The sequence below is a fragment of the Pirellula sp. SH-Sr6A genome (genome assembly GCF_001610875.1).
Lineage (GTDB): Bacteria > Planctomycetota > Planctomycetia > Pirellulales > Pirellulaceae > JBKCUI01.
Window position 1 is genome coordinate 2,835,679 of the sequence record NZ_CP011272.1, and the last position, 17,501, is coordinate 2,853,179.

At 55.0% G+C, this 17,501-nt stretch carries 14 protein-coding genes and 1 tRNA gene; 4 read left to right on the forward strand and 11 right to left on the reverse strand.

Annotated features, from left to right (window positions below; genetic code table 11):
• Positions 1–692: 692 nt before the first annotated feature.
• Positions 693–774: transfer RNA gene (locus VN12_RS11140), tRNA-Ser, on the reverse strand.
• Positions 775–857: 83 nt separating this feature from the next.
• On the opposite strand from VN12_RS11140, the gene VN12_RS11145 reads away from it, so the two are divergent.
• Positions 858–1,880 (forward strand): zinc-dependent alcohol dehydrogenase family protein, encoded by a 1,023-nt coding sequence (locus VN12_RS11145; RefSeq protein ID WP_146676884.1) that lies wholly within the window; start codon positions 858–860, stop codon positions 1,878–1,880.
• On the opposite strand, the gene VN12_RS11150 is transcribed toward VN12_RS11145, so the two are convergent.
• From VN12_RS11150 to VN12_RS11170, 5 genes are all read right to left on the reverse strand, one after another.
• Entirely contained in the window at positions 1,877–2,800 is a 924-nt protein-coding gene (locus VN12_RS11150; protein ID WP_240491396.1) for a sugar phosphate isomerase/epimerase family protein, read from the reverse strand. The two genes, VN12_RS11145 and VN12_RS11150, sit on opposite strands and share 4 nt — an antisense overlap.
• A gap of 15 nt (positions 2,801–2,815) precedes the next feature.
• Positions 2,816–3,391, reverse strand: a complete 576-nt coding sequence (locus VN12_RS11155; RefSeq protein ID WP_146676888.1) for a flavodoxin family protein — start codon at positions 3,389–3,391, stop codon at positions 2,816–2,818.
• A 123-nt stretch (positions 3,392–3,514) separates the two neighbouring features.
• Entirely contained in the window at positions 3,515–5,035 is a 1,521-nt protein-coding gene (locus VN12_RS11160) for a DUF1501 domain-containing protein (RefSeq protein WP_146676889.1), read from the reverse strand.
• A gap of 2 nt (positions 5,036–5,037) precedes the next feature.
• Positions 5,038–7,623 carry a PSD1 and planctomycete cytochrome C domain-containing protein gene (locus VN12_RS11165; protein ID WP_146676891.1) on the reverse strand — a complete coding sequence of 862 codons (2,586 nt, stop codon included), beginning with the start codon at positions 7,621–7,623 and terminating at the stop codon, positions 5,038–5,040.
• 158 nt (positions 7,624–7,781) lie between these two features.
• The gene (locus VN12_RS11170; RefSeq protein WP_146676893.1) at positions 7,782–8,909 is read right to left on the reverse strand and encodes a dipeptidase; all 1,128 of its coding nucleotides are present in this window, start codon (positions 8,907–8,909) and stop codon (positions 7,782–7,784) included.
• Between the two features lie 140 nt (positions 8,910–9,049).
• Between VN12_RS11170 and VN12_RS11175 the strand changes: the two genes are divergently transcribed.
• Positions 9,050–9,592, forward strand: a complete 543-nt coding sequence (locus tag VN12_RS11175; protein WP_146676895.1) for a hypothetical protein — start codon at positions 9,050–9,052, stop codon at positions 9,590–9,592.
• Positions 9,593–9,658: 66 nt separating this feature from the next.
• Here the strand turns inward: VN12_RS11175 and VN12_RS11180 are convergent, their stop codons facing one another.
• The 4 genes from VN12_RS11180 to VN12_RS11195 are packed head-to-tail and all read right to left on the reverse strand — an operon-like array spanning position 9,659 to position 12,237.
• Complete coding sequence (locus tag VN12_RS11180) at positions 9,659–10,177, reverse strand: DUF4149 domain-containing protein (RefSeq protein WP_146676896.1); 519 nt, start codon at positions 10,175–10,177, stop codon at positions 9,659–9,661.
• A gap of 35 nt (positions 10,178–10,212) precedes the next feature.
• The gene (locus VN12_RS11185) at positions 10,213–11,025 is read right to left on the reverse strand and encodes an ABC transporter permease (protein ID WP_240491397.1); all 813 of its coding nucleotides are present in this window, start codon (positions 11,023–11,025) and stop codon (positions 10,213–10,215) included.
• A complete protein-coding gene (locus tag VN12_RS11190; protein WP_146676898.1) occupies positions 11,018–11,857 on the reverse strand; it encodes an ABC transporter ATP-binding protein in 840 nt (279 codons plus the stop codon). Before VN12_RS11190 ends, VN12_RS11185 begins: the two co-directional genes overlap by 8 nt.
• Positions 11,854–12,237 (reverse strand): 4a-hydroxytetrahydrobiopterin dehydratase, encoded by a 384-nt coding sequence (locus VN12_RS11195; protein WP_146676900.1) that lies wholly within the window; start codon positions 12,235–12,237, stop codon positions 11,854–11,856. Before VN12_RS11195 ends, VN12_RS11190 begins: the two co-directional genes overlap by 4 nt.
• Before the next feature lie 207 nt (positions 12,238–12,444).
• Between VN12_RS11195 and VN12_RS11200 the strand changes: the two genes are divergently transcribed.
• Together VN12_RS11200 and VN12_RS11205 are read left to right on the forward strand one after the other, a co-directional pair.
• Positions 12,445–14,781, forward strand: coding sequence for a DUF1592 domain-containing protein (locus tag VN12_RS11200; RefSeq protein ID WP_146676902.1), 2,337 nt, complete (start codon positions 12,445–12,447; stop codon positions 14,779–14,781).
• The gene (locus VN12_RS11205) at positions 14,778–16,121 is read left to right on the forward strand and encodes a DUF1552 domain-containing protein (protein WP_146676904.1); all 1,344 of its coding nucleotides are present in this window, start codon (positions 14,778–14,780) and stop codon (positions 16,119–16,121) included. Before VN12_RS11200 ends, VN12_RS11205 begins: the two co-directional genes overlap by 4 nt.
• 157 nt (positions 16,122–16,278) lie before the next feature.
• Here the strand turns inward: VN12_RS11205 and VN12_RS11210 are convergent, their stop codons facing one another.
• A complete protein-coding gene (locus VN12_RS11210; protein WP_146676905.1) occupies positions 16,279–17,499 on the reverse strand; it encodes a threonine/serine exporter ThrE family protein in 1,221 nt (406 codons plus the stop codon).
• Between the last annotated feature and the right edge of the window lie 2 nt (positions 17,500–17,501).

Sequence of the window (17,501 nt, forward strand, 5' to 3'; positions counted from 1 at the left end):
CGTATCGCGTGAGACGATCGATAAGGTGATTGGGGTATGCGAGCCCACTTGGAAGCTCATCGTCGCTCTATCGCGATATGGTGGCCTTCGCTGCCCCTCCGAAGTCCTCTCCCTTCGCTGGGAGGATGTGGACATCGAAAGGAAGCGAATGCGGGTGAGAGAGCCCAAGGTGGAGCACCACGAAGGGCGAGGGGTGCGCGAGTGCCCGATCTTCCCCGAGCTGATGCCCTTCATCGTCGAGGCCAGGCGTAGGAATCCCCTCGATGCGGAGTTTGTCGTCAACAAGCAGGCGTATCGAGAGGCAGCCCAGACGGGCAACGGATGGAAGAACTCCAACCTGCGGACCCAGTTCCTAAAGAAGCTCGCCAAGGCCCAGGTTGAGCCCTGGAAGCGACTCTTCCACTCGATGCGGGCCAGCCGTCAAACCGAGTTGGAAGCGGAGTTCCCGACGCACGTTGTTTGCATGTGGTTGGGGAACTCTCCGACCATCGCGCGGAAGAGCTACTTGCTAGTGACCGATGGGGACTTCGAGAAGGCGTCGGAGCCGCGCACGGAAAACAGCACGGTGAACAGCCAAAACAGCACGGAAAGCAGCACCGCGAGCGTTTGCGATGCTGAGCAAAATAACGCTGAAAACCAAGGAAATCACAGGGGGAACGGTGATTCTGACATGGTTTATGCAGGCGAACAAGCGGAGGGCACGGGACTCGAACCCGCAACCCCTTACGGGGCACATCATTTCCAATGATGCCGCTAGCCATTCGCTTACCCTCCGAATAGCGGACTGTTCAAAAGCATATCGAAGTGCTCTAACTGAACAAGTCGAGAACCGCATTTTCCACCATTCGGAGCCCTTTATGAACCACATTGCCTGGCAGTTTTCGAAGAATCCGACCGCCTACGATCTTGTCCGTTCCGAAATTTCTCTCCCGTCCCAGCCCCCTGCTGGCCACGTCCGGATTCGGGTCCACGCCGCCTCGCTCAATTACCGCGACCTGATCGCCTGGAAAAACCTGGCTGGCAGGCAGGTCGACGGCCGTGTCCCTACCTCCGACGGTGCAGGGGAAATCATCGCTCTCGGCGACAATGTCTCCCAGTGGCGACTCGGTGACCGCGTCGCAGGCTGCTTTTTCCAGACTTGGCAGTCCGGCCCATTCGATCTTTCTCACCATCAAAACGACCTCGGCGGAACTCTCGACGGAATGTTGCAACAGGTCATCGATCTCCCCGAAACCGGGGTGGTTCGCATCCCCGACTCCCTCTCCTACGAACATGCCAGCACACTCCCCTGCGCGGGCCTTACGGCTTGGTATTCCCTTTGTTCTCGGTCGCAATTGCTTCCCGGCCAAACCGTCCTCTGCATCGGTACCGGGGGCGTGTCGGTCATCGCTCTTCAATTCGCGGTCGCACACGGTGCAAAACCAATCGTCATATCGCGGAGCAAACAGAAGCTTGAGAGGGCGGAAGCCTTGGGGGCTTGGAAAACCATCTGCACCTCAGAATTTCCTAATTGGTCCGAGCAAGTTTGGAAAGATACCGATGGACGAGGCGTCGACCACGTCGTCGAAGTCGGTGGTCCCGGAACACTCGAACAATCGATGAAGTCGGTGGCTGCCAGCGGCCACATCGCTTTGATCGGAGTTCTCACCGGATTTGGCCCCCCGACGGCCAGCCTCTTTCCGCTGCTGGCTCGCAACGTGCGGCTCGACGGGATCTATGTCGGTTCCCGTGCGGACTTCATCGCGATGAACCAATTTCTGGAATCGCATCCCATCCTCCCCGTCATCGATTCGATCTATTCGTTTGACGAGGCCCCTCAAGCGTTCGAATCGTTGGCCGCTGCCAATCACTTCGGGAAGATCGTTATTCGCATCGACTAAAGAAGTGACTCAAGATGCCGTTTCGCCTGGAGCAAAACAGCTGTCGACTGCTCGACGGATTCATGGATTGCCAACCCGCGTGGATAAGGGTGCATGAATAGCTCGGTCCATCCTTGATATTTGCCCCGTCGCAGCACATCGACCATCGGCTTGAAATCAAGCGTACCGTATCCTGGCAGTTGCATCCATTCGTCTTCCCTCGGCTGCTTCGTCATGCTTCCTTTGCCATGTTGCCACGCGTAAAAGACGTTCACTTTCGGGAGAATCTCTTCAAGCAGCTTGGCCAAGCGATCGGGATCCTGAGGAAGATGATACGGTGCAAAGGCGATAGCCAAATTGTCCGCGGACGCAAGCTCTGCAAAGATGCGGAGCGAATCTTCACTCTCCATCAAGTTGTTGGCATGATTCTCTATCGCCAAGACCACCCCACACTCTTCTGCGATGGCCAGATGGGGTTTTAACTGTTCGAGAAAGTCACGAATGGCAGCGCGAAGCTCGGATCCTTGCAGTTTCGAAGGCCCCTTGGCTCCCGTCACAATAGTCTTGCATCCCAACCGCTTGGCCAATCGAAACTCATCCGCCAGACCGAAGGGCCCGAGTTTGTACTGCGTGATGCACCCGAGCTGGAGATGGTGTTCCTCGAGGAGTCGCTGGAAGGCTTCTTCGCCCATTGCATCCAGTTGCTCTCGTTGATCACCATGCACGCGCGGCCAAAGATCGATCGATGCGCACTGCAGCTTCGGCGCTTCGCGGAGAATCGATTCGATCGACGCATAACCGTAGAGCGAGGAGCCCAGCAAATAGCGAAAGGAAAAGGGCTCATCAGCCGGGAGGGCGGGCGCCACTTTGGCAATCGACGCAGCCAAGCATGTTGCCGCGGTCGATTGGAGAAGATGTCTACGATGCAGAGAGGTATGCATGACCAACGATCCGATCTATTTCTGGGTCCAGCGTAAAGTTGCTTGAGCGATTCGCTCTCCGAAAAGAACGGCGGTTTGCCGATCGCCAGGTCCAATGTTGGGTTGATCCATATTCGATTGGGCCATCAAGCCGGAGTAAGAGGTAAGGCGATTGAGACCCTCGACCGAGTTCGAATTGGTCATGACCGCATTTCCAACCCACACCATTCCGTGTTGCATCGCATTGACCATAAGGCTGTTGAGCGTGTTGAGCTTGTCACCGGACAGCCCGAGCGAGTGGGTAAAACCTGCCGCCATTTTATCTTTCCAGCCTTGCGAGTACCAAATCGAACTGCAGGCATCCAGAAAGGACTTGAATTGGGCAGCATACCCTCCCATGTAAGTCGGCGTTCCAAAGACGATCGTATCGGCCTGTTGCAACGAAGCGATGACAGAATCGTTTTTCCATCGGCCGTTGGTGATATCCGACGACTGCACGGCAAGCACGACGGGCTCGGCTCCAGACTGCGATTTCACCCCATCGGAAATCGCATGTGCGAGTTGCTCGGTGTGCCCGTTGGCGGAAAAGTAGACGATTGCGATCTTGGCCATAATGGTTGCTTTCTCGGCAATTGGAATCGGAAGCGATGAATAGGAATAGATGAGAGGCTGTATAGTCTCGTGGATGGAGTAGGAGAAAGCAATGCACGCTCCTCTCGGTGGAACGGAAGTGGACTACGCAATCCAATCGTGGATGACGTCCCCTGCCACTCCGGTCAATCGCGCGTCGAGGCCTTGGTGACGATACGTTAGCTTCAGATGATCCATGCCGAACAAATGCAAAACTGTCGCATGAAAATCGTTGACATGAACAGGTTTCTCGATAACCGACCAACCGATCTCGTCGGTGGCACCATAGGTAAGCCCACCGCGAACACCTCCCCCTGCCATCCAAAGCGAAAACGCAAACGGATGGTGATCGCGGCCTGTCACCTTGCTATACCCAAGCCGGTTTTCACCGAGAGGCGTTCGGCCGAATTCCCCCGCGAAGATGACCAGCGTCTCATCGAGCAAGCCACGTCGTTTGAGATCGTTTAGCAATGCTGCGACCGGCTGGTCTGCCATGCCGGCATTGAAGGTCAATTCGTTGTCCAAGTTGGAATGATGATCCCACGAAGCATGAAACAAACTGACGAACCGAACCCCACGCTCGATGAGTCGTCTCGCTAACAAACAGTTCGTCGCAAATTGCTTGTACTGCCCCTTACCTCCCGCTCGGTCTGCCTTGATCGGCGGATCTTCTCGGTGGATACCGTACTCCTCCTCGGTTTCGCGAGTCTCGCCCTTCAAATCGATGAGCTCCGGTGCAGCGCTTTGCATTCGGAAAGCCAGTTCATAGTTGGCGATTCGACTCTGGATTTCAGGATCGGCAAGCTGCTCAAACCGGTTGCGATTGAGTTGGCTCAACGTTTCGACCGTTGCTCGTTGCAACTCGGGTGGGATCCCTTTTGGAGTTCCCAAATTCAACACGGGGTCACCTTGATTTCGAAAGAGAACTCCGGAGTAAAGGGAAGGGAGAATTCCGCTCGACCAGAGGGATGCCCCACCGCTGGTTCCCCGTCCCGCCGAAAGGACGACGTATCCTGGCAAATCTTGAGACGGACTCCCTAGCCCGTAGGTCAGCCACGATCCCATCGTCGGTAGTCCGAAGAATGGGCGGCCTGCGAGCAAGGTCAACTGCGCGGGGTGATGATTGAATTGATCCGTGTGCATCGATCGAACCATAAGGATGTCGTCCGCACAGGATCCGATGTGGGGCATCAGGTCGCTGAACTCCATGCCGCATTGACCGTGCTGGCGGAAGACTCGCTTCGACCCCATGAGCACCGCGGACTCTTTCTTGATGAAGGCAAAGCGCACGCTTTGCGTCATCGATTCGGGCAATGGTTGACCATCCAACTCCACCAACTTGGGCTTGGGATCATAAAGATCGATTTGACTGGGCGCCCCCTCCAGAAAAATAAAGATGCATCGCTTCGCGCGGGGTGCAAAGTGCGGCGGTTTCGGATTCATGGAGAACACCGGATCGGACGTACTGCGAGACGTAGGTTCGTCGCCGTCAGCGTTCTCTCTGGCCAAAGCCGCGAGCGCCAAGGCTCCGATTCCATACCCTGCGTTTTCCAAAAAGACCCTCCGGGAATCGCGTTGGACAAACTGGGATAGCTCAGGATGTTTCAAAATGGAATGGAGGTCCATGGCTATTCCCTGGTGATGAATTCGTCCAAGTTCAATAAGGCGCGCGCGACGATAGACCATGAGGCCAATTCGGCAACTGGACCTTCGCTATCGGGCCGAGTCGACAGGAGCTCGCTCGCCCAAGCTGGATTTTCGCGGTAAATCACACGGGCTCGTTCCAGTAGCCCACGCAGTTCGATCCGTTCACTTGAGCTCGGCTCGCGCGCCAGGCAGCGAAGAAAACACAATCTCAAACGTTCATCCTCGCTCGATTGGGCCCAGAGAATATTCTGGGCTAAAGCGACGGACGCCTCGAGAAATGTTTCGTTGTTGAGCAATGCCAAAGCTTGCAGAGGCGTATTGGATGGCGTTCGCGAAACTGCCGTAGCATTCGCATCGGGACAATCAAACGTCATCAAGGTCGGGTGTGGAATGGTTCGTTTGAAGAAGGTGTACATCCCCCGTCGGTACCGGTCCTCGCCTTCGCTTACTTTCCAAGTGAAATTGTTGGCGTAACTGAGTTTAGCAAGCTCGGGAGGCATCGGAGGAAAGACACTGGGACCACCAATCTTTCGCGACAGAAGGCCTGAAGATTGGAGCGAAATATCGCGAACAATTTCCCCTTCCAATCGCAATCGATTCTGCCGCGACAAAAGTCTGTTGAGTGGATCCTGTGTACTCGAATCAACACGATGCACCGAAGATTGGCGATAGGTTCGCGACAGCATGATCGACTTGATGAAGGCTTTCGTATTCCAACCCAATCGATCTCGGAAGTGGGTAGCGAGCCAGTCGAGTAACTCGGGGTGAGAGGGATTTTCTCCGCGAACACCAAAATCCCCGACTGTCCGCACGATTCCTTGTCCGAACAACCGTAGCCAAATCTGATTCACGACCACACGGGGAGTGAGAGGATTCGACGGCCCCATCATCCACTTGGCCAATTCCAATCGGTCTCGCAAGGCACCTTTGCCGGAGTTGTCATCGAGCAGAGCTGTAGGAATACCAAGATCAACGCGCTCAGCGGGGGACAAGAAATCCCCGCGTTCCAATCGATGCGTCTTGCGTTTGCTCCGCGATGGAGCGAAGACACGAATCGACATGACGGGCGATCCAGAGCGATCCAACAATTCTTTGTGGATGGCTTTGAGTCGCTTTACCTCGTCGTCCCGATCCGTAAAGAACCCGAACAAGAGTTCGCGGGTCTCATTGGTCCTCTTTTCGGGATACATCTTGAGGGCGTTGAAGACTTCTTTGGATAATTGCAGATCTTCCGGTTTGAGCGATTTGTTTTCGTCTGCTTCCACTCGTTCTCGTTGCTCGCGCTCCCAAGCTTGCTGAGCTTCAACAAGCTCTCCATAACGCGACTTCAATTGCGACTCGACCGCCCAAAGTTCGGGCAGTATTGGCGAATGGTTCGATAGGTTGATCGGGAGCTCTTCCGACTGTTCGTCACCTTCGTTGAAGTATGCAAAGAGTTCGAAGTATTCCCGATGCGTGATGGGGTCGTATTTGTGGGTGTGGCATTTCGCACATCCGATCGTGAGTCCGAACCAAACGGTTCCGAGAGTGTCGGTCCGATCAAAATTGGCAGCGATTCGGTACTCTTCTTGGTCGACCCCTCCTTCGGTGTTGGTCAACGTCTGGCGATGGAATGCGGTCGCGATGCGTTGCTGGGGAGTAGGGTGGGGAAGTAGGTCGCCAGCAAGTTGTTCGATCGAGAACTGATCAAAAGGCATATTCTGGTTCCAGGCGTTGATCACCCAATCCCTATAGACGTAGGCATCAGGCCTGGTTCGATCCTTTTCATAGCCATCGCTATCGGCGAAGCGCGCGAGATCGAGCCAATGCCGGCCCCATCGTTCGCCGAAATGGGCAGAAGCTAGACAACGATCGACCAGCTGTTCGTAAAGAACTTCTTTCTCCGAGCTGTTAGCAGATCGATACGCGTCGACGAAGCTGGATGTCTCTTCCGGATTCGGGAGCAATCCGAGGAGATCGAGATAGACTCGTTTGATCAAGGTGTGTGGATCGGATTCCGGAGAGAGGGAGGCGTTGACCGTAGCCAGCTCGCGTTCCACGAATCGATCGATCGGATGGACGGTCGATTCGCTGGCAGTCGAGTCGAGTTGCGATAGGTCCATCAACGGTTTGAATGCCCAGTGAAGATCGTAGCTTGCTCCTTGTGCGATCCAGCGGCGGAGCCTTTCGACTTCGATCCGTTTGAGCGGAGCATGATCAGGGGGAGGCATTCGAACATCCGCATCGCTGGCTTGGACGCGCCGCAACAACTCGCTTTGATCGGGGGCTGCGTCCACAATGGCTCGAACGCCACTCTCGAGAAGCCCAGTCGCCGTATCCCGCCGCGAGAGATCCAGTCCCGCTTCGGACGTCTCAGGCCCATGGCATTCCAAGCAATGCTCGGCGAGGATCGGTTGGATATCGCGATTGAAGTCGACCGTACTTTGCGGCGTGTTTTGGGCTGCGTCTTGCGCGGGCAATCCACTCGGGAACAGCCCGTGCATAGCCAGTCCTAGAATGGCTCCCAGGATCCATGCGAACGGAATGCACGGTCGGCAGAGAAAGAAGATCCGAGTCGGAGGGGACATGGGTGGGAACTCTGCGATGCTTGGGACATCGAGGAAGAACGTTAGCAATTGCTATAGGTATCTGCTGGGTGCATTTGCTCTATGTGGCGAATTCGATCGAGCGAGCGTTCGATCGATCAAGCGCAACCGTATTGAGTGTAACCGAAATCCATCGATCGCTATTCCTGGCTGGCGGATTCTTCATCCGGAAGAATGCGCATAAAGAATCGGAACCAGTTGCCGAAGAATACCGCTTCCACGTCCTCGGGAGTGAAACCGCGTCGAAGCATGATATCTTCGATTTTAAGCAAGTCCCGGTAGCGGCTGAGTCCAACCGGAGTTTGTTCGTTGCCAAAGGCACCGTCCAAATCGGATCCGATCCCAACGCAGTCGATCGATCCGGCCAAGTCCGCCACGTAGCGAATTTGATCGACGGCTCTTTCGAGGGTCACAACCGGGGGGGTAACCCCGCGCACGTACCCCTCTTGCAACATAATGACATCCATCGCAACCCCTAGGATACCTCGGCGTTCGATCACGGCTCGAATTTGGGCATCACTGAACTGGCGTTGCCAATTGCAGATACCCCTCGCATTTTGATGGCTCGCGTGAATCGGACCTTGAAAATGCTCGAGGACTTGCCAAAACGCGATGTCGGAGAGATGGGTCATGTCGATGGTAATCCCCAGTTGCTCGCAATGCTTCAACAAAGGAACGGCGTCGACCGCTAATCCGACTTGGCTATTCGTACCACCACCATAGCGGTTGGTCCCATAGTGCGTCAGGCCTAAGGCTCGCAGGCCGGCGGCATGGTACTCGAAGACCGTGTCAGGCGTGAGGATCGGATCCGCCCCCTCCATGGTCAAGATAATTCCGAGTGGGGTTATCGCTGGGGCAGCGGCAAATCGATCTGCGTGCGACTGCAAATCGGCTCGAGATCGGATCCAAGTCAAGTGTCCTGCGCGTTCGAGCGCACGGTAGTAGGCCAAGTGCGCGTGGGCCATCGCGTAGCAAGCCTCTGGGCTGGTCCAACCGAACGAATGGTTGATCTGGGGCTCCAATCGTGCCAGCAAAGTGGCCAGGCAAACGGCGAGCCCCGATTCACGCAGTTCGGGAAGGCTAAGTGTATTGGTTCTTCGACCGGCTTCCGGCATTTGCAATGCCGTTTCCTGTGCCCGAATATCCTCGACGGTTTGCCGAAGGTCTCGATTCCAATCGACACCGTTGAGTGCCAAATCCAAGTGAGCATCGAATAGCATAGGGAGGGTTTCACACGAAGGAGGGAGATTGCCGGAAGCGACAGACATCGGTTCACCGAGTCGTTCCGATCGTAGGGGTGGCAAAAGTTGTGGACAGGATAGGTAATTGTCTTGACTTCACCGGGACGGACTGAATAGTTTAATACAAAGCGTGTCCGTTTGTTTGGTAGAAGTGGGAGCGACTTTCTATGCAATTTGAAAGCGATGCCTCCAGCCCGAGCAGCAAGCTGCTTGAGCGATTTTTTACAGGTTTGTCCGAGTACGCATTCTATTCTCAGTTGGGCGTAACCGATACCGAGCTCGTTACCTACGTCAGCAATTTGCTGATTCGCTTCACAAAGACCGACGCGCTCCATCGCATTCGGCAGCTGAACGGAAGACGGGCGACGGAAGTCGTTACCATGATGGCTGAAGCACAGCATCGCGTCGGGATGGCGAAGCGAGAAGTGCACCGTCATATCGGGGACTTTACCTTGTTCTGGACCGGTCTTTATCCGGAGTCCTTGCGGGGGTTGCAGACCGACAAATCCGATCATTTTGTCAGTTACTGCCATGAAGGAAAGAAAGCGTACGAGATCGCGAGCGAAATCGAATCGGACGATGAGCAGACTGCTTCGAGCGACTTGCTGCATCGGCTCAGCGAGCAGTTCGAAATGTGCGCGTATGGTCTCCGGGAAATTCGTCGGCAATGGGAAGAGAAACCATCCGGCGACGAGCCCATTCTGTTTTGATGTTTGGGAATCGGAGGTAGGGCCATCCGCCGCGTGGGTCGGCCTACCGGATTCAAGCCGCGAGAATCAGGTAGCGGTCGGGCACCGAGTCGGCGTAAGCGTCGCGGGGAGGATAGTGAGCAAACCAACGATCCACTGTCCGGTCGTGAGCCAAAGATAGATCGCGTGCATACGATAAAAATCGTCGGTGACCGTGTCGTTCGCTGTATCCATGCGGATAGTGAGCGCGTTGTGCTGGTACGTGAGAGCGACCGTGAGGATTCCCAGGAGGAGGGCTGCGAGGATCTTTCGTCTGTTTTTCTCGACGAGGCCTGTCAGCAAAGCAAGTCCGGTTACGATCGCAGCCAACACGTGAAGATAGCGGGTCACCTCCTGTGTAACGAGCCCTTGGTCAAAGCTCCCGAACCTTTCTGTACCAATTGGCACCACCACGGCTGCATAAAACGTTAGACCTCCCCACCACAAGGACCAGCAAACGAACAAGGCGACCGAACTCCAGGTGCGAATGGCGGATCCGGATTTATCCCGATTCTCGTAGTGTCCATCCCCTCGTGCTGGACCGTGCTCGTAGTTTGCGTTCTTCATTGCGGGTATATCGCGGTCCGATCTCCCTTCGTGATTTAATGATCGGACTCGAAGCCAACTCCTTGCGTCCATCGTTTCAAAATCCAGCGGTTGAGGAGTTGAACGCAAAAGAGGAGAGCCAGTCCTAAGAGAGTACATGCGATGACAGCCCCAATCATCGAGGCGGTTTTCAAGTTTCCTTGCCGAGCCGTGATGATCGTCCCCAGTCCTTCGTAGGCACCCCGATCCCCCACGAAGAACTCGCCGACGATTGCACCGATCACGGCCAGTCCGCTGCTCACACGAAGACCGAGAATAAGCTGTGGAATCGCCGCCGGTATCCGAAGCTTGATCAACGTTTGCCACCGGCTTGCTGACTGCATGCGAAAGAGATCTCGCAAATTCTCATTGATTGAAAGAAGCCCGCTCGTGACGTTGGAAATGATTGGAAAAATACTGATGATACAAGAGACCAGGACCACGGTTCGAAACTCGTTTCCGAACCAAAGGATCAACAGCGGGGCAATCGCCACAATGGGAACGGTTTGCAGGAAGATCACATAGGGGTAGAAGGAAAGCCTGAGCCAGGAGGACTGGCTAAAGATCATCGCTACCAAACTGCCGACCAATGCGCTGCAGAGCAATCCCGCGGCTGCCGACTGAAGAGTGATCCACGCACCCCGCAGTAGAGTCCAACGCTCGCGCACCATTTCGGAGAGGACATCGCTCGGGGGAGGCAGAATCACCTTATGGATTTCCAGCCAGCGAACCAGCACTTCCCAGGTCACTAATACCAAAAGAAACACGACAACCGGGAGAAGAAACTTTGGCCAAGCGACTGCGATTCTATGCATCGACGACTTATTCATCGCCCGTTCCATTCCGGAATAGAGAAGCGGACGCCGCGCCGTAGTAACGGGAGAAATCGGTGGAGCTGCGAAGCTCTTTGGTTCGGGGGGATGAGAATTGAACCTCGAGACTTTCCGCGATTTTCCCTTGGTCCATGATCGCAATCGTATCGCTCATGTAAACAGCTTCGGTGATATTGTGTGTCACGAAAACGACGGTGCATTTCTCCTCCGCCACGATTTGGAGAAGGAGATCGTTCAAACGGGACCTCAGTACGTCGTCGAGCGCGGCGAAGGGTTCATCCATCAGCAAAATGCGAGGCTGAGTCGTCATCGCCCTCGCAATCGACGCGCGCATCTTCATCCCCCCTGATAGCTGCGTTGGCTTCTTCGACCAATCCTTCGACGATAGGCCTACCACGTCGAGCCAATGTTCGATGGAATCCTTGGCAGCCGCGGCACGGAGACCTCCTCGCAGTTGCAGCGGAAGCGAGACATTTTCCCATACAGTCCGCCAGGGCAGGAGGGCAGGCTCTTGGAAGACGAACGACAGACGGTTCTTAAGTTCCTTGCCACCCTGCTGGAACGTCTGACCTTGGACCAGGACCTCTCCGCGCGTCGGGACAAGCAATCCCGCGAGAATTCGTAAGAGCGTGCTTTTTCCACACCCGCTCGGTCCGAGCAGCGTGAGGATTTCGCCTGTGCGAACATGCAAATCAAGTCCTCGAAGAACCTGTTCAGCATCCCCTTGGGAGTTCGGAAATTCCATCGCGATCCTGTGGCATACAATCTCCTTGCTAGCGGGATCCATGTTTCGAATGGGGAGCGATGGTTCAGAAGAGGAAACGCTCATGGGTTTGGCTTGGCGTCGGCAAAGGATGTTCCGATCAAGCGGTCAATTTTTGCGGCCAAGATGAAGTCGTTTTCGCTGAGGCCGGAGACGGCGTGGGTGGTCAATACGATGGTCAAGACGCGGTAGCTAGTGAGATGGAGGTCCGGGTGATGTTGCTCTTGTTCCGCCAGCTCAGCAATTCGATTGAGAGCGTCGATCGCCTGCAGGAAATTCCGAAAACGGAGACCGCGGCGAATAGACTTTCCCGACTCGTCGAGTTTCCAGTCGCCCAAGTGAGCGAGTTGCTCGCGTGCCAACTCGGGGGAGCAGGGAGGGAGCCCTCCTTCGCAGGCAGCGCATTTTCGTTGGATAAGTTCATCTGTCGTGGCAACTTGCGTCATTTCGCTTCGATTCCATTTCGCCCGAGGGGCTTTTGTCGTCTAAAATGTCTTATGTCGGGAAAACCACCCGAGGATTGAGGACATTCTGGGATGTAATGTACCTCTTTGCCTAAACGATTGTTGGTTTGCCTAAACGATTGTTGGCTGGGAGTGTGTTGGTTGGGCGTTCGTTGATCAGGACTCGTAGCTGGAGCATTGATTTTACCCATGCGAGGGTTTGTTAGCTGTCTGTTCCTGGCTGCGATGCATTTTGCGTTTGGGTCAACTCCTAGTGTGCTAGGAATCGATTGGGCGAAGAAGGACAAAGAGTTTGCTTCCTCCATCCAGCCTATTTTGAAGCAAGCATGCTTGGACTGCCATAGCGGGGCCGAGGCAGACGGGGGCTTGGCGCTTAGTCATTTCCAGACTGCCAAATCGATGTTGAAGGAACGTTCCACTTGGCAAAAGGTATTGCAGCGAATTGAGCTCGGGGACATGCCTCCCGAGGACGCGACGCCTCTCGAGAAAGAAGCCAAACAGAAACTGATCGATTGGATTCGGTCCACCATCAACGACATCGAATGCGGCTTGACCCCCAACCCAGGGAGTGTGACCCTTCGTCGACTCAACAAGGTCGAATATCAGAACACGATTCGAGACTTGCTGGGAATCGAGTACCAACCGGCCTCGGGATTTCCGGGCGATGACGTCGGATATGGTTTCGACAACATCGGGGATGTTCTGGCTCTGCCTCCCATCTTGATGGAAAAATACGTTCGCGCGGCGGAAGAGATTTCCGACCAATCCATCATGGCCCCGGAACCTGGACCTGTTTATGAGTCGATTGTCAAATTCTCGGATGCAGAGCCTCAGGGTGGAGGGAAATACGATGGTAGGCAATTACTCTTTTTTTCCAATGGAAAGATTAGCTTCCAAGAGTCGCTCCCTTGGCGAGGCTCCTTCCGAATCGAGATGGGGCTGAGTGGAACTCCCGCAGGAGACGAACCGCCCAAGCTCCGCGTCCTATTGGATGACAAAAAGGTGAGTGAGGTCTCTGTCTCGACCGAACCGAAAGGGAACGTGCAAACGTACACGGTGCCGATCAAAGGGACAGGCAAGAAGACGCAGACCATCACGCTCGAGTTCTTCAATGACTTCTATGTGGAAGCCAAAGATGGGAAACCAGCACAGGATCGCAATCTCTCCATTCACGACGTGAAGGTGCTTGGACAAAAAGCCCCTACCCCTCTCGTCGAAGCCACCTTACCGGAAACGCACAAGAGACTGGTTCACACGAAACCGGATGTCGCGACGAGTGTTTCGCAAGCGGCCGAGGCCTGTTTGCGACCGATAGCCAGTCGCGCCTTTCGCAGGCCAGTCAAACCGGATGAGTTGAAGCGACTGGGAAAATTGGTTGCCGAGACCGTGGAATCGGGGGAGAGTTTCGAAGGGGCGTTGCGAGTGGGCTTGCAGGCCATTCTCGTTTCGCCTCACTTCTTGTTCAAAGTCGAGTCACCTGCTGTAAAAAAGGGAAACGATTACCCGCTCCTCAGCGACTTCGAATTAGCGACGAGATTGAGTTACTTCCTGTGGAGCTCCATGCCCGACGCCGAATTGTTATCCATCGCGAACCAGGGGAAGCTCCGCGAGCCCGCCCTATTGAAGAAGCAGATCCAGCGCATGATCGCCGACCGACGCGCCGCCGAGTTTGTAGAGAACTTTGCAGGGCAATGGTTGAACCTCCGAAAGCTGGAACAGTTTCAGCCGAACCAAAATTTGTTTCCGCAGTGGGACGATGAGATCCGCGTCTTGGCCAGGAACGAGACCTATCATTTCGTTTTGCATTTATTGCGGCAGAATGAGAGTGTCTTGCGGCTTCTCGATGCCGACTACACGTTTGTGAATGAGAAGCTAGCTCGTTTCTATGGAATTCCAGGCGTTGCGGGAGAACAGTTTCGGCTCATTTCCACCAAGGGTCAAAAGCGAATGGGGATCCTCACGCATGCGTCGGTCCTCGCGGTGACGAGCAACCCCACTCGAACCAGTCCGGTCAAACGGGGCAAGTGGATTCTCGATAACTTGCTGGGAACCCCACCGCCTCCTGCTCCACCGGGAGTGCCTGAACTAGAAAAGACAGAATTGACAGGGACTCTTCGCCAGCGAATGGAGCAGCATCGCGTTGATCCGAGTTGTGCAGGCTGTCATAAACTGATGGACCCTTTGGGGCTAGCCCTGGAGAACTATGACGCAGTCGGACGATGGCGTACTCATGAACGAGGCGAGCCGATTGACACCACGGGGGAGTTGCCTAGCGGCGAAACCGTGAAGGGTCCTGGAGACTTGATAAGGAACTTGAAGGAGAAGCAAGCTTCGACCTTCGCGCGATGTGTTACCGAAAAGCTCATGACCTACGCACTCGGGCGAGGGCTTGAATATTACGATCGATGCGCTGTCGACAAAATCATGGTCGCAGCTGGGAAAGATGAATATCGATTCACAACGCTGATTTACGAGATCGTTGCCAGCGATCCATTCCAACGCAAAGGGGAGAGGGACGATCTATGAGCCGAAAAAGGATATCGAGACGGACTGTGATTCGAGGGATTGGAACAGCGATTAGTTTGCCGTTGCTCGATGCGATGATCCCAACGGTCCGAGCGTCCGCGGCAGCGGAGATCCCTAAGAGAATGTTATTCTTTATGGTTCCAAACGGAGCTCACATGCCGGCTTGGACCCCCACCGAAGATGGTACCGACTTCAAACTGACTCCGATTCTCGCCCCTCTGGCCAAGCATCGCGAATACGTTTCAGTCTTTACCGGATTGACATTGGATGGAGCGAGGGACCATGGCGATGGAGCAGGTGATCACGCTCGAAGCGGGGCGGCGTTCCTAACAGGTGCCCATCCGAAGAAGACCGATGGAGCTGATTTCAAGAACGGCATCTCTGTCGATCAGTTCGCGGGTGCAGCGATTGGTAATAAAACTCGTTTTGCAACGTTGGAATTGGGAACGGAGGGCTCCGCGCAGTCAGGAAATTGCGATTCGGGCTATTCCTGCGCCTATTCGAGTAACCTGGCTTGGCGAACCGAGAACAGTCCGCTGGCAAAAGAACATGACCCGGCGTCTCTCTTCGAACGCATGTTTGGTTCGGGCGAGAAAGTTAGCGATCGAACGAACCACACCGAGCGAGCTGTGCGTCGCAAGAGCGTGTTGGACTTTGCGTTGGAGGACGCCAAGTCGTTGCAAAAGGATCTGGGGGCAGCGGACAAGCGAAAACTGGACGAGTACCTCTACGCCATTCGGGACGTCGAGAACCGATTGGTCCGCAATGACAAACTGCAAATAGGAGAGAATGGCCTCCCGCAATACCCCCGTCCCGCAGGTATCCCTCGCGACTGGAGCGAACATTGCAAACTGATGCTCGACCTCACCGCATTGGCGATTCGAAGCGATGCAACCCGTATCCTCACCTTCATGTACCGCAACGAAGGAAACAATTCTGGCTATCCCGACATTGGTGTCCCCGAGGGGCACCACGATCTTTCCCACCATGGAAAGAGCGCTGAGAAGCAAGAGAAGATACAAAAGATCAACACGTTCCATATGGAGCACTTTGCCTACCTACTCGATCATCTTTCGGGAGTCGAGGAAGCAGAGGGAACGCTCTTGGACCATTGCATGATGGTCTATGGCAGCGGCATCTCAGACGGTGATCGGCACAATCACGACGACTTACCTATCGTGTTCGTAGGGAAGGCAGGTGGAAAGATTCGCAAGGGTGGTCATTGGCGCTATCCGAAGAACACTCCTCTATGCGATTTATACCTTTGGATGCTCCAGCAATCGGGAGTGCAAACCGATCGGTTCGGAGACAGCAAAGAACCTATCTCGATCCCTTCGTAGCACTAGGGTGCTTTCGGACGGTCGCGTCTATTGACGACCGGGGCTATTGAAAACCGAGCGTCTTTGCCATCGACAGAAACGAACCTTGTCCAAGTGCCTTGTATCTTTTGCCTTGTGCTGGTGCGCAAGGCATATTCCAGAGCATGACCGTTTCGCGTTAGAGGATGCGTTTGGGCGGAACCAAGGCCGTGGCAGCGAGCAATCCTCCTACGAGCGACATGGCGACCAAGACCATTCCATAAGCGAAGTCAATGCCTTGGAGGGTCTCGCGTTCTTGCAAGGCCGACAGGGAGCGATAGCCCAGGGAGCCAGGCACCAGCAAGATCATTCCAGGAGTTTGGGGAACCATGGCAGGTCGGTCACGAAGCCGTGCATAGAGATTACTACCAGCCCCGACAACAATCGCACCCGCGAACGAACCTACTTCGATACCAAATTTTTCGCCGAGCAATCTCGATGTCAAGAATCCGGTCCAACACACTGTTAGAACGACCAACCACTGCGATACTCGAACGCGAAACAAGATTGCAAACGTGATGGGAGCTACGGCGATCGCTAACCAATTGCACCACCCCGGCAGCGGAAGTGCTTGAATGGGTGGAATACGCACGCCCTCCATCAGTTTCCATGCGATCGCGACTCCGAGGAACAACGTAACGAGGGTGACGCACGCACCAGCTAATCGGGCAACCCCGGCGGATAAATGGCCGACGGCTAATTCTGTGAGCGCGATGGTAAGGGTGAAGCCGGGGAGCAGAATCACCAGCGAAGCGAGCGTCACCAAACGATCGTCGAGTGGAGTAACCCATTTCGAAACGGAAATCGCGGCCATGGCAGCCACAAATCCGGCTACCGGGAACAAAAGTCCCGACTCCCATTTCATCCAAGCATGCAGTTCTTCCAAGCCGGCGATAGCCAATCCGATCACCCCAGCCGCGATGACTTCCGGCGCTCCTCCTCCGAAAAAGATGGCGATGGAAACGCACCCGAGGCTGCATGCGATCGCGGTAAGCCACGCCGAATAAGGAGGGAGAGCGGAGGCGGCTGCCTCGAGTTCTCGTCTCGCGCTCGCGACGTCGATCTGGCCCGCTTCAAGGCGTTCGAGCGTCTCATCAAATCGAATGAGCTTGTCGGCATCCACGATGCCTGAATCCACCCGTCGCATATAAGTTCTCTCGCTACTCCCTTCGCCGAGAGAAGCGATCAAGGCGGTTGGGGTGTACAAGAACACGCTTTGAATGCCGAGTGTCTTCGCCACTTTAGTCATCACTCTCTCCAAACGATGAGAGGGTGTACCATGCTGATGAAGGAGTTCAGCAGTGCGAATGAGAAATTCGTCCGTGGATCCCGATTCGGGACTGTTCTTGAGAGATGGCATGA